At 31.8% G+C, this 13,368-nt stretch carries 13 protein-coding genes and 1 tRNA gene; 7 read left to right on the forward strand and 7 right to left on the reverse strand.

The features are described 5' to 3' along the window. Positions 1–67: 67 nt before the first annotated feature. Positions 68–247: a Sec-independent protein translocase subunit TatA/TatB gene (locus AC4FQ3_RS16900; RefSeq protein ID WP_042564899.1), complete on the forward strand. Its 180-nt coding sequence runs from the start codon at positions 68–70 to the stop codon at positions 245–247. 116 nt (positions 248–363) lie between these two features. Beyond that, the gene (locus AC4FQ3_RS16905; protein ID WP_491182608.1) at positions 364–1,764 is read left to right on the forward strand and encodes a glycosyl hydrolase family 8; all 1,401 of its coding nucleotides are present in this window, start codon (positions 364–366) and stop codon (positions 1,762–1,764) included. Between the two features lie 89 nt (positions 1,765–1,853). Here the strand turns inward: AC4FQ3_RS16905 and AC4FQ3_RS16910 are convergent, their stop codons facing one another. Continuing rightward, positions 1,854–3,977, reverse strand: a complete 2,124-nt coding sequence (locus tag AC4FQ3_RS16910) for a Tex family protein (RefSeq protein WP_042564901.1) — start codon at positions 3,975–3,977, stop codon at positions 1,854–1,856. A gap of 116 nt (positions 3,978–4,093) precedes the next feature. Here AC4FQ3_RS16910 and AC4FQ3_RS16915 point away from each other — a divergent pair, with 116 nt between their 5' ends. After that, on the forward strand, positions 4,094–4,363 hold the full coding sequence (locus AC4FQ3_RS16915; protein ID WP_491182609.1) for a DUF1294 domain-containing protein: 270 nt from the start codon (positions 4,094–4,096) through the stop codon (positions 4,361–4,363). A gap of 150 nt (positions 4,364–4,513) precedes the next feature. Here AC4FQ3_RS16915 and rpiB read toward each other — a convergent pair whose 3' ends face one another. Together rpiB and AC4FQ3_RS16925 are read right to left on the reverse strand one after the other, a co-directional pair. After that, positions 4,514–4,945: a ribose 5-phosphate isomerase B gene (gene rpiB, locus AC4FQ3_RS16920; protein WP_029271350.1), complete on the reverse strand. Its 432-nt coding sequence runs from the start codon at positions 4,943–4,945 to the stop codon at positions 4,514–4,516. Positions 4,946–5,731: 786 nt separating this feature from the next. Beyond that, positions 5,732–5,965 carry a putative signal transducing protein gene (locus AC4FQ3_RS16925; RefSeq protein ID WP_042564903.1) on the reverse strand — a complete coding sequence of 78 codons (234 nt, stop codon included), beginning with the start codon at positions 5,963–5,965 and terminating at the stop codon, positions 5,732–5,734. A 108-nt stretch (positions 5,966–6,073) separates the two neighbouring features. Between AC4FQ3_RS16925 and rnr the strand changes: the two genes are divergently transcribed. The 3 genes from rnr to AC4FQ3_RS16940 are packed head-to-tail and all read left to right on the forward strand — an operon-like array spanning position 6,074 to position 9,644. Then, on the forward strand, positions 6,074–8,254 hold the full coding sequence (rnr, locus tag AC4FQ3_RS16930) for a ribonuclease R (protein ID WP_042564904.1): 2,181 nt from the start codon (positions 6,074–6,076) through the stop codon (positions 8,252–8,254). Between the two features lie 24 nt (positions 8,255–8,278). Next, positions 8,279–8,947, forward strand: a complete 669-nt coding sequence (locus AC4FQ3_RS16935) for a head GIN domain-containing protein (RefSeq protein ID WP_491182610.1) — start codon at positions 8,279–8,281, stop codon at positions 8,945–8,947. A 16-nt stretch (positions 8,948–8,963) separates the two neighbouring features. Further along, positions 8,964–9,644, forward strand: a complete 681-nt coding sequence (locus AC4FQ3_RS16940) for a LysE family translocator (protein WP_042564906.1) — start codon at positions 8,964–8,966, stop codon at positions 9,642–9,644. A gap of 374 nt (positions 9,645–10,018) precedes the next feature. Here AC4FQ3_RS16940 and AC4FQ3_RS16945 read toward each other — a convergent pair. The 4 genes from AC4FQ3_RS16945 to AC4FQ3_RS16960 form a co-directional block, all read right to left on the reverse strand. After that, a tRNA-Cys gene (locus tag AC4FQ3_RS16945) sits at positions 10,019–10,089 on the reverse strand. Positions 10,090–10,182: 93 nt separating this feature from the next. Beyond that, a complete protein-coding gene (folB, locus tag AC4FQ3_RS16950) occupies positions 10,183–10,542 on the reverse strand; it encodes a dihydroneopterin aldolase (RefSeq protein WP_491182611.1) in 360 nt (119 codons plus the stop codon). A 2-nt stretch (positions 10,543–10,544) separates the two neighbouring features. Then, positions 10,545–10,841 (reverse strand): hypothetical protein, encoded by a 297-nt coding sequence (locus AC4FQ3_RS16955; protein WP_491182612.1) that lies wholly within the window; start codon positions 10,839–10,841, stop codon positions 10,545–10,547. Further along, a complete protein-coding gene (locus AC4FQ3_RS16960; protein WP_491182613.1) occupies positions 10,842–11,060 on the reverse strand; it encodes a hypothetical protein in 219 nt (72 codons plus the stop codon). Between the two features lie 110 nt (positions 11,061–11,170). On the opposite strand from AC4FQ3_RS16960, the gene AC4FQ3_RS16965 reads away from it, so the two are divergent. After that, positions 11,171–13,288 (forward strand): glutamine--tRNA ligase/YqeY domain fusion protein, encoded by a 2,118-nt coding sequence (locus AC4FQ3_RS16965; RefSeq protein ID WP_491182614.1) that lies wholly within the window; start codon positions 11,171–11,173, stop codon positions 13,286–13,288. The last annotated feature ends 80 nt before the right edge of the window (positions 13,289–13,368 follow it).

Here is a 13,368-nt window from a genome sequence, read left to right on the forward strand (position 1 = left end):
TCGTATATTCTATATAACTTTGCGTCAAAATTAAGAATTAATTTGCTTCGGCATTAAATATACAACCATGGGAAGATTAGGTCTTACAGAAATCCTTGTTATAGTAGGTATTGTGATATTACTTTTTGGAGGTAAAAAAATTCCAGAATTAATGAAAGGTTTAGGAAGTGGAATTAAGGAATTTAAAAACGCTGCTAAAGACGATCAACCTGCGCCTGCTAAAAAACAAGAAGAGGAAACTAAATAATAACCTTCAAATTTATTGAAAATCCCAAACAACAATTCTATAATTGTTGTTTGGGATTTTTTTTATATCTAAAAATTCTTACTTTTAGAGTCCCTAAATCAAATAAATAATATTTTATGAAAAACCTACTTTTAGTAAGTATTGCATTTTTGTGTCTCAAAAGTTATTCACAAAACCCTACTCAGCCTTTTCCTGCCAACAAAGTTTATGGAAATGGCCTTATGGCAACCAACAAAAATAGCCAGGATGCTCAGACTAATTATGATACCTGGAAAAACAATTTTGTTGCAGATTGTACAAATGGCCGAAAACGAATAAAATTTGACGATCCTAATAAAACTGTTTCTGAAGGAATTGGTTATGGAATGCTTTTGTCTGTTTATATGGCCGATAAAACGCTCTTCGACGGACTTTGGCTGTATTATAAAGACAATGTCAATTCAAACGGTGTTATGAACTGGAAAATCAATGGCTGTTCCGGAATTGACGGCCCCAATGGTGCAACAGATGCTGAACTGGACGCAGCTTTTGCTCTTATCGTAGCCGATTATCAATGGGCAAGCACCGGAAATATCAATTATAAAACGGATGCCAAAACATTAATCGCTACTATTAAAGCACATGAAGTCGAAGCAAATACTTTTGTTTTAAAGCCCGGAGATCAATTCGGCGGAAGCCAAATCACCAATCCTTCTTATTTCTCACCAGCCTATTACAGAGTTTTTGGAACTTTTACAAACGATACGGCTTTTTGGAATTCGGTTGCTGCTAAATCTTATACCATTATCAATAGCAATTTAACAGTAAATAATGCCACTGGCGGATTAGTTTCTGATTGGTGCATGGCATCCGGAGCTTATTCTTCTGAAGCTGGAGGCTATAATAACGGAGGAAAGACCTATACGTATGATGCGGCCAGAACTCCATGGCGTATTGCTGTAGATTATTTATGGTTTGGCAATGCCGATGCTAAAACCTATTCTAAAAAATCATCCGATTTTGTTCGCGTAAATTTGGGCGGATCTGCCAATATAAAAGATGGCTACAACCAAAATGGTTCTTTAATAGGACAATGGCATAATGCAACTTTTGTTGGAGCTTTTGCCTGCGCTGCAATGGGTGGAGAAAATCAAACGCATCTTGATGCTTCTTATACTGATTTAAAAAACTTAAACGAGCCTAACAGTTATTTTAATCACACGTTAAAAACATTATATTCTTTGTTATTAACGGGTAACTTTTATTTACCATTGAATGCAACATTATCAAATGATAAATTTGAGTTAGAAAATTCGACTGTTACTTTATATCCAAATCCCAGTGCCGATAAGTTTACTGTTTTTGCTCCCGAAAAATCTGTGATTTCAGTAATTTCTCCGCAAGGAAAAATTATCTCCGAACAAAAAACAAATGCCGAAACCACCGAAATTAATTTGACCAATCATTCGTCTGGTTTGTATTTGATAAAAATTTCAAACGAAAATAAAAGTATTACCAAAAAGGTGATTTTGAAATAATCCCAGAAACATAAAATCCCAAACTACAATCGTAATTTGGGATTTTTTTATTTTTGAATTTAACAAAAATACAGAATTGGAATTTAGATTTAAAGAACCATCGTCAACTGAATTCTCTTTCTATCCTCATCAACCTCAGTCACTTTCACGTCAACATGCTGGTGCAATTTTACAACCTCATTTACATCGCTTACAAAACCTGCTTTTAGCTGAGAAATGTGAACCAATCCGCTTTCCTTGATTCCGATATCAACAAAACAGCCAAAGTTGGTAATGTTGTTTACAATACCCGGTAAAATCATTCCGGTTCTTAAATCCTTGATCGATTTTACATTTGCATCAAATTCAAAAACCTTCGCAGACTTTCTTGGGTCTAATCCTGGCTTTTCAAGCTCTTTTATGATGTCTTTTAAAGTTAATAAACCAATTTCTGGTGTAATATATTTTTCGGCTTTAATTAAGGCCGTTTTCTCTTTGTTTGCAATTAAGTCGTTTACCGAAAGATTTAAATCTTTTGCCATTTTTTCCACAACCGGATAAGCTTCGGGATGAACTGCAGAATTATCCAACGGATTTTTTGCATTCGAAATTCTAATAAAAGCCGCACCTTGCTGATATGCTTTATCGCCTAATCTAGGCACTTTTTTAAGTTGTTTTCTATCTTCAAACGGCCCGTTTTCTGAACGATATTGCACAATGTTTTCTGCAAGCTTCTCTCCTATTCCACTCACATAACTTAGCAAATGTTTACTAGCCGTGTTAATATTAATTCCAACCGAGTTCACGCAGCGAATTACCGTATTGTCTAATTCTTCTTTTAGTTTAGTTTGATCAACATCGTGTTGGTATTGGCCTACGCCAATGGCTTTTGGATCGATTTTTACCAATTCGGCCAAAGGATCTGAAAGTCGTCGACCGATAGAAACCGAACCACGAACGGTAACATCGTAATTTGGGAATTCTTCACGTGCAATTTTTGATGCCGAATATACCGAAGCTCCAGCCTCAGAAACGATAAAAACCTGAACGGGTTTGTCAAAAGCGATTTTTTTTATGAAAAATTCAGTTTCTCTCGAAGCCGTTCCGTTTCCGATAGAAATGGCATCAATTTGATACGCATTTACCATAGAACGAATTTTTTTAATCGCCATTGCTTCCTCATTTTGCGGTGCATGTGGATAAATGGTTTCGTTGTATAATAAATCGCCTTTTTCATCCAGACAAACTACTTTACAACCACTTCTAAATCCAGGGTCGATTGCCAAAATTCGTTTTTCGCCCAAAGGCGGCGCCAATAATAACTGACCTAAATTATTCGCAAACACCTGAATTGAGTTGGCATCGGCTTTTGCTTTTGCTTCTTGTAAGGTTTCGTTTCCAATCGCCGGATTCAATAATCGTTTATAACTATCTTCAATTGCCAATTGCAAATGCGCCGTTGTACTATTTTGTTTTTTAATGATTATTTCGTCAATAATATCATAAGCCTCATCAATATCAACATCAACTTTCATTTTTACAAAACCTTCATTTTCTGCACGAAGCATTGCTAATAATCGGTGAGATGGTGCTTTTGTCAACGGTTCTTCCCAATCAAAATACTGACTGAATTTTTGGGCTCCTTCTTCTTCGCTTTTCTTTTTAACAACTTTAGTTCCTATTGTTGCTTTTCTACTAAATAATCGTCGCAGTTGTTTACGAACATAAATGTTTTCATTAATCCATTCGGCGATAATATCCCGTGCACCCTGCATTGCGGCTTCTTCATTAATGACATTTTCATTTAAATATTGTGTCGAAATAAAATCAACATCAACATCATTTTCAGACATGATTATTTTTGCCAATGGTTCTAAACCAAATTCGCGAGCTACATCGGCTTTTGTTTTTTTCTTCTTTTTAAAAGGTAAATAAAAATCTTCAATTTCTTGTAAATCAAAACTTTGCTCTATTTTTTGCTTCAATTCGGGTGTAAGTGCTTTTTGCTCTTCGATCGATTTTAAAACTGCTTCTTTACGTTTTACAATCGCTTCATATTCTTTATGAAGTTTTGCTATCTGCTCAATCTGAACTTCGTCAAGATTTCCGGTTGTATCTTTTCGATAACGGGAAATAAACGGAATCGTACAATCTTCTTCTAACAGTTTTACCGTGTTTTGAATGTTAATCGCTGCTGTTTGAACAGTCTTGGCAATGAATTGAATATTAGTCATAACTTTTAATGAAATAATTCTTAATTACAAAATGATATAATTTACTTGTTAAAATAAAGAAGCAAATTAATCAATAATTCTGCTAAAATAATATCTTTGTTTTTAATTTTAAGCCTATGGAAGTTTTATTCGCGTATTTTTTAATTATAACTTGTCTAACCTTTGTGATTGCAGGATATGACAAATATTTAGCCATTAAAAACAGATACCGAATTCCTGAAAATACATTATTTACAATCGCTTTTTTTGGAGGTTCAATCGGATTATTGTTAGCCATGTTATTGTTTAGACATAAAACGAGTAAATCTTCTTTTATTGTTAAATTTGGGATAATTCTTTTGATTCAAATTGTATTGGTTTATCTAAAATTAACCCATAAAATATAAACATTTCCATTGTTAACAACTCTACAAATAACTATTTATCAGTTAGTTAATTTATTAATTTTTAAGCTTTTTAAATAAAAAACCGGATGAATTAAAAATCCGCCCGGTGTGTTTATTTATAGGTGCGTAGCACCCGATTTTTTTGACTTTTTACGAACAGGCGATTTTATTCACTCTGTTTTGGTGTCTTCCTCCTTCAAATGCGGTTGTTAAAAACGTTTCAACAATTTCTACTGCTTGTGGAATCGAGGTAAAACGTGCCGGAATACTCACGATATTGGCATCATTATGTAAACGTGTTAAATAAGCAATTTCTTTAGTCCAGCATAAACCAGCTCTTACTTTTGGATGTTTGTTAACGGTCATGGCAATTCCGTTTCCGCTTCCGCAGATGACAATTCCAAAATCAGCTTTTCCTTCAGACACATCATTTGCTACCGGATGTCCAAAATCAGGATAATCAACAGAATCTTCAGAATCTGTTCCGTAATTGGTTACTTCATATCCTTTTGCTTTAAGCATTGCAACGATTGCTTTTTTATAATCCGGTCCTGCGTGGTCGTTTCCTATCGAAATTTTCATTTTAAATACTATTAAGTTGTGTATTGCAAATTTACTTAATTAATAAATGGTTGCCACTAATTCCGCTAATTTTCACTAATATTTTTCTTTTAAACCTTTTTAGAACACAATTTAACAAATCAATATAATTCGTGTACATTCGTGAAATTAGCGGTAAAAAAAACTAAATTTATAACTTACTTCATATCAAAATCTTATACGTTATCAACAATTTTAATAACTTGTAATTATCTGTAAATCAGTTAAGAATATTTTACTTTTTTGTTAAAATTTTAGAATGTTAATACCTAAACCTAATTCGTTGATATTCAGTTAACTTTAAATTAACATTATTTGTTAATAAGTTAAGATAGAAAATTAGAAGTATTTTTTGGTTGTGTCGAAAAAAAACCTAATCCAAAACCGGAATCAAAAAACCTAATAAAGTTTGATGAATTTTTAGAAAAGTTATCAATATCAAAAATGCCATTTTCAACAAAAATCAACATATGAACTTATCTACAAATTGAATGTGTTTTTGGTTGTCAACCGTTGTTAATTAAAATACAAAAAGTCTTATAAATTAATCATTTAGCAAAATATAACTATGTTGATAACTCTATATAACTAAGAGAAACTTCATTTCAATACTTTTAAAAATAAATTTATTCGACATATTAACAAGCTATAATAACCATCAAAAATTAATTAAATTTAAAATTTCTTTTTTGTTGTATTTAATATATGTTGACAACTTTGAAATTTGAAAAGAGAAAAAAATTTTTGAAACTGAAAAAAAGAAACTGTTTAAACGATTTTAAGAGGGTTATTAAGATTGTCAAGAATTTGCTGAACTTCTTCGAAATCGTTTGGATGAACTTTAAGTTTAATTCCGCCGAGTGCCGAAGTATACATTGGAACAACCGAAAGTGTTATTTCGTTCTCAAAAAAATACGGAATTTCTTCTTGCTCTAATAAGTGTTTCAGAACCACTGTTTCGTGCTGATAATTAAATATTGCGATGGTTTTAAAGCTTTCCATAAAGTGTCTTTTTATAAAGATACGAAAGTTATATTTTTAATAATTTATTTGTTAAAATCTATAATGTGGTATCTTATTTGTAATTTTAACTTTTTAAGAAAAAGATTTATGAGTAAGAAAATTAGAAAGCCGATAAAAAATGAGAAAGATTTCTCAAGCAAAATAGTAAAAATTTTATCGCAAAGCCCAAATAAAGCATTCAATTATAAACAGATAGGAGCAAAGTTAGAACTTGATGATACAAAAAGCAGAAATCAGATTATAAAAGATTTAAAGATTCTGGCTGCTTCAAAGAAAATAATAGAGACTGAACCTGGTAAATATTTAGTAAAAGTCGAAAGCCAGGATTATTACGAAGGAACAATTGATATGACGAGTAGAAAAACGGCATATTTTATTTGTCCTGATTTTACAGAAGATGTTTTTATTCCGACCAATAATCTGAATCGTGCATTAGACAAAGACAAAGTAAAAGTTTATGTTTATAACAGAAGAAAAGGAAAAAGACCTGAAGGTGAAGTAATTGAAGTTATAGAAAGAAACAAAACAGAGTTTGTTGGAGTAATTGATATCCAGGCAAATTTTGCATTTGTTTCTACTGCAAATCCTAAAATGTATACGGATATTTTTATTCCAAAAGATAAAATTGGAGAAGCAGAAAATGGTGATGTTGTTTTAGTTACAATTGAAGACTGGCCAAAAAGAGCTGATAGTCCGTTTGGATCTGTAATCAGGGTTTTAGGAAAACCAGGAGAACATAATACGGAGATTCACGCGATTTTGGCAGAATATGGTTTACCTGCAGATTTTCCGGTAGAAGTAGAGGTTTATGCTCAAAAAATAGATACTTCAATTCAGGAATCTGAAATTGCAAAACGTCGTGATATGCGTGATACGCTTACGTTTACGATAGATCCAAAAGATGCAAAAGATTTTGATGATGCCTTGTCTTTCAAAAAGTTGGAGAATGGAAACTACGAAATTGGTATTCATATTGCCGATGTTTCTTATTATTTGGAAGAAGGAACAATTTTAGATGATGAAGCATATCAACGTGCAACTTCTGTTTATTTAGTAGATAGAGTAGTGCCGATGCTTCCTGAAGTTTTATCCAATTTTGCTTGTTCGCTACGTCCAAATGAAGAGAAATATACATTCTCTGCCATATTTGAAGTTTCAGAAAATGCTCAGGTTATTAACCAATGGTTTGGTAGAACTGTAATTTATTCTGATCAGCGTTTTGCTTATGAAGAAGCGCAATATATCATTGAAACAAAAGATAGTACTATTCCAGTTGATGTTTCTATTACCGGAGAATCTTATACAGTTTCGGATGAAATAAAAAATGCAACTCTAAAATTAGATGAATTAGCTAAGATTTTAAGAAAGAAAAGAATGGCCAATGGTGCTATTTCTTTTGATAAAGTAGAAGTAAAATTCAACTTAGATGCTGAAGGTGAACCAGAAGGAGTTTACTTTAAAGTTTCTAAAGATGCCAATCATTTGATTGAAGAATTCATGCTTTTAGCCAATAGAAAAGTAGCTGAATACATTGGAAAACAGAAAAAAACATTTGTTTACAGAATTCACGATGAACCAAATGAAGACAAATTAATTGCGATGCAAACCGTAATTGCTAAATTTGGTTATAAAATTGATTTCCGTAACAAAGGTGATATTTCGAAGTCTTTGAATGCATTGATGGAAGAAGTAAATGGTAAAAAAGAGCAAAACTTAATTGATACTCTTGCAATTAGAAGTATGAGTAAAGCCAAATATTCAACAGATAATATTGGTCATTATGGTTTAGCTTTTGATTATTACAGTCATTTTACTTCGCCAATTCGTCGTTATCCTGACGTTATGGTACATCGTTTGCTACAATATTATCTGGATAATGGAGCTTCTGTAGATGATGAAGTTTATGAAACAAAATGTTTGCATTGTTCTAATATGGAAAGTTTAGCAACAAATGCTGAACGTGATAGTATTAAATACATGCAGGTTAAATATATGCAGGATCACCAGGACGAAGAATTTTTGGGAGTTATCTCAGGAGTTACAGAATGGGGAATTTATGTTGAAATTGTTTCTAACAAATGTGAAGGAATGGTAAGAATCAGAGAAATTAAAGATGATTATTATACTTTCGATGAAAAGCAATATGCTTTAGTTGGCGCAACTTCAAATAGTATATTGCAATTGGGAGATGAAATTTATGTTAAAGTAAAAAATGCAGATTTGGTTAAAAAACAACTGGATTTCCATTTTTTAAGAAGAGCAGAATAGTTGTTAAATTAAAAAAATAGAGAGATGAAAAAGTTATTAATAGGAGCTGCAATTTTTATTGCACAAATGTCTTTTGGTCAGGTTACTAAAGAATTAGGTGATTTTGATACAGTGAAAGTTTATGATAAATTAAGTGTAAAACTAGTTCAGTCTTCTGAAAATAAAGTTGTTATAAAAGGAGCAAGAGAAACAGAATTAGAAGCTGTTAATAAAAATGGTATTTTAAAAATAAGAATGCCTTTTCCAAAACTTCTTTCAGGAAATGATCTTGAAGTGACTTTGTATTATAAACACATTGAATTAATCGATGTGAATGAAGGTGCAGAAGTTACCAGCAAGGAAACATTGAAAGCAACTTCATTTAAAGTAAGTGCTCAGGAAGGTGGTAAAATTAATGTAGATTTGAATGTTGATAAGTTGAAAGTAAGTTCTGTTTCTGGCGGCGAAATCACTGTAACCGGTAAAGCAGATAACCTTGATGCAAGTTTAGGAGCCGGCGGATATTTCCTAGGAAGTAAATTAGCGACCTCTCAAACTAAAGTAAGCGTTTCTGCGGGAGGAAAAGCAGATGTGAATGCTTCTACTCTTGTTGATGCAAAAGTTAGCGCAGGAGGCTCTATTTATATTTACGGAAAACCAAAACAAATCAATCAAAAAACTGTTCTTGGTGGTAAGATTGAAGAAGTAAAATAAATCAATTTGTATTTGAATGATAAATGATATTTTAGCTGGGCTGCCATGGGGAATTTTCCTGAGTTTTATGGTAGGCCCGGTATTTTTTATACTATTAGAGACCAGTATTACAAAAGGGTTCAGAGCTGCAATTGTCTTTGATTTTGGTGTAGTATTAGGTGATATTTTTTTTATAGCAATTGCTTATTTAGGGAGTTACAGATTAATTCAGAGTTTAAAAGATAAACCGGCACTCTTTATTTTTGGTGGAATTATAATGGTGGCTTATGGAATTATTTCTTTCGTAAGATTAAGAAATGAAGAAAAAATTGATGACGAAGAAATAGATCGTGATATTATAAAAAGAAATTATGGTAGTTTGTTTATAAAAGGCTTTTTACTCAACGTTATTAACATTGGAGTTTTGGGTTTTTGGCTTGCAGTTATCATTTCTGTGGGACCAAAATTAGAAATGCAAAACTCAAGAATGTTTACCTTTTTTACTTCAGTTATTATTACTTATTTGCTAGTTGACTGTATTAAGATACTATTAGCCAAACAATTAAAATCTAAAATGACACCAAGAAATATTCTAAAAATTAAAAAAGTAATTAGTATTGTTTTAATGATTTTTGGATTGGTTTTAATAACACAAGGCTGGTTTCCAGGTGAAAAAGAAATGGTTAGAAATGCTTTTGAGAAGATTGAGAAGAAGTAGTTGTTAATAACCTTAAAATATAAAATTAAACCTCTGAATTTCGGAGGTTTTTTTGTGTTCTAAATCTTTGTCAAAGTTTGAAACTTTGACAAAGATAATTGCGGGTTTGACGCAATCTTGTCATTTCAGAAATGACATAAAATGCGAAAAAATAGGCACAAAAAAACCTCCAAGTTTCCTTGAAGGTTTTTAGAAGCATCGTTCGGCTTCGAACGTAAATCTTTATTTAATTTTTAAAAAAAATTAACCACAAAAAAACCTCCAAGTTTCCTTGAAGGTTTTAGGGCATTGTCCGGATTCGAACGTAAATCTTTATCTAATTTTTTCTAAAAATTAATCATAAAAAAACCTCCAAGTTTCCTTGAAGGTTTTAGAGGCATCGTCCGGATTCGAACCGGAGTAGGAGCTTTTGCAGAGCCCAGCCTAGCCGCTCGGCCACGACGCCGTAGTTGAACGGATGGCAAAAGTAACTAAAATCTTTAAAATTAAAAACTTTAAAAGTAACTATTTTAAAAAATTAGTTTTTTGTCTGAAAGAATTACTTTCTAATTTCCGTCATTTTTATAGTAACTGATTCAACATCACCACCAATAGGAGGATTTATTTTAGAAACCCAAACCGTTGTTTTTTCTATCATTTCTATTTCTGCAAGTACCCGAATATTGATTCTTTTGGCCACATGTTCTAATAAATGCGAACGAATTGCCATTTCTTCAGTAACAATTCTGTTCAAATGTACATAATCAACAGTATCTAATAGATGATCTGTTTGTGCTGATTTTTGTAAATTGGTTTTAATTTTTAGATCAACAGTGTAATCAGATCCTATTTTTCCTTCTTCAATTAAACATCCGTGGTAGGAGAAAGTTCGAATGTTTTTTAGTTTTATAACTCCCATTTTTATAATTTTATTCTTGTAGTATTTGGATCTTGGTAATTAGATGTTAACGCTAGAATGAAAACTATTTTTTTCTTCTCATCAACTGTAAAATGAATAGTGTAAGGAAATTTTTTTAATGGTAATGTACGAACTGTTTTATATTTTTCCTCGAAAAAAGGAAATGTTATTAAAGTGTCTACATAATCTTGATATTCATTAAAGAATTTTGTTCCCAAGCCATTTGATAAAGATTCGTAATATTCAGCAGTCTCATCTACTTCTTGCTCAGCGTGTATGAGAATAATTATTTCATACATTTATTTATTCCATTTAGTGTTGAGTCTTTTTTTAGATTCTTCCCAGCTAATATAATCTTCTGGTTTAGCATTTTTCAATCGTTCTAAAACCATTTCCTGTTGCCATAGCGGAATTTCATTCGTAGTGTTTTCATCAATAGAAACATCAGGAACATGTTTAAAAAAACTAATAAAAGTTTCGTAAAAATCGTCTGGAATTGTAACAGTTAATTGTCTCATAACGCTTAATATTTATACAAAAATACTAATAAATTTAATTCAAAGTCTATGAACCCTAAGTCCCTATCTATCATCTATTTTTTTATCTTTGCTAAAATTACTATAAAATAATGGCATCAGAAGAGAAATCACTCAATTTTATTGAACAAATCATAGAGGAAGATTTGAAATCAGGTCTTTCCAAAACTAAACTTCATTTTCGTTTTCCACCAGAACCAAATGGTTATTTACATATTGGACACGCAAGTTCTATTGCTTTAAATTTTGGTTTAGGAATTGATTATCAGTCACCTGTAAATTTACGTTTTGACGATACGAATCCGGAAAAAGAAGAGCAGGAATTTGTCGATGCTATTAAAAAAGATGTCGAATGGCTAGGTTATACCTGGGCAGAAGAACGTTATGCTTCTGATTATTTTCAACAATTATACGATTGGGCTGTTTTATTAATTAAAAAAGATAAAGCTTATGTTGATAGTCAGTCTTCTGAAGATATGGCAATTCAAAAAGGAACTCCGTCTACAACCGGAACTGATAGTCCATACAGAAATCGTTCTGTTGAAGAAAATTTAGATTTATTCGAAAGAATGAAAAACGGGGAATTTGAGGCTGGAACACATATTCTTCGTGCAAAAATAGACATGAAATCGACCAATATGTTGATGCGTGATCCTATCATGTACAGGATTTTGCACAGGCATCATCATAGAACCGGAGACGATTGGAAAATCTATCCAATGTACGATTGGGCACACGGGCAAAGTGATTATTTAGAAGAAATCTCACACTCATTTTGTACACTTGAATTTTTGCCTCACCGTGAATTATACGATTGGTTTTTAGACCAGATTATTGATGAAAATCAGATTCGTCCAAAGCAAAGAGAATTTGCAAGACGTAACCTTTCACATACAGTTGTTAGTAAAAGAAAATTGCAGCAACTAGTTAAGGAAAAGCACGTTAACGGTTGGGATGATCCAAGAATGTCAACTATTTCAGGGTTAAGAAGACGTGGTTATACGGCTGCTTCATTGCGTAATTTTGCCAACACAATTGGTATTGCAAAACGTGATAATTTAATAAATGTATCCGTTTTAGAATTTTGTATCCGTGAAGATTTAAACAAAATTGCACCTCGTGTAATGGCTGTTTTAGATCCTGTAAAATTGGTCATTACAAATTATCCTGAAGGAAAAGAAGAGTGGTTAGAAGCCGAAAATAATCAGGAAGATGAGAATGCAGGTTTCAGAAAAGTACCTTTTTCAAGAGAATTATACATTGAAAGAGAAGACTTTTTGGAAGAAGCTCCGGCTAAATTTTTCCGTTTGACTTTAGGTAAAGAAGTACGTCTTAAAAATGCGTATATCATTAAAGGAGAAAGTGTTATAAAAGATGCTAGCGGAAATATTACTGAAATTCATGTTACTTACGATACTGATTCTTTAAGCGGAAGCGGAACAGAAGCGAGTCAAAGAAAAGTATCCGGAACCTTGCATTGGGTTTCTATTGCACATGCTGTAGAAGCAGAAGTTCGTATGTACGATCGTTTGTTTACAGATGAAGCTCCGGACAGTTATAAAGAGAAAAATTTCTTAGATTTTGTCAATCCAAATTCATTAGAAATCATCAAAGGATTTGTTGAACCAAGTTTGGCAACAGCTCAAAACGAAGATAAATTTCAGTTTCAACGTTTAGGGTATTTTACTGTTGATAAAGACTCAACTTCTTCAAAACTAGTATTTAACAAAACTGTTGGATTGAAAGATGCCTGGGAAGAAAAAGGTAAAAAAGAAGAAAACAGTATCAATAATTCTTTAAAAGAAATCAATAAATATTTTAAAGTTGAGACAAAACCTGAACGTATTGCAATTGAAAGTGCAATAGGGGAGAGCATCAAAAATGTTTCAAGTTTTTCATTATTACAAAATTCATTAAAAAAGAATATCAACAATAATAAAGCTTCGTTATTATTTTCTCAGTTTCTTTTGAAATATTCTAGTTGGAAATCTACAGATTTTGAAGAAGACGATATTAAAAAATTATATACGATGTCTCTAAGAAGTGAATCGACTTACGTTCGATCAAAAGCACTTTTAAATTTAAGAGATATTGAGGAAGTAAATTTCAAAAATCAATTTGATGATGAAATTTTGAAATTATATTCAAATCATCCAAAAAATGCATCGGAAAGAGAAATTGAAATTCTTGCCGAAATGGTAAAAAAATAATATAATTAGAATCTATTAAAAAGCGCTTTATATAAGCGCTTTTTTTATTATTTATATTTTCTATCAAAAAAATAATAAAT

Source organism: Flavobacterium sp. AK-345 (assembly GCF_058310175.1).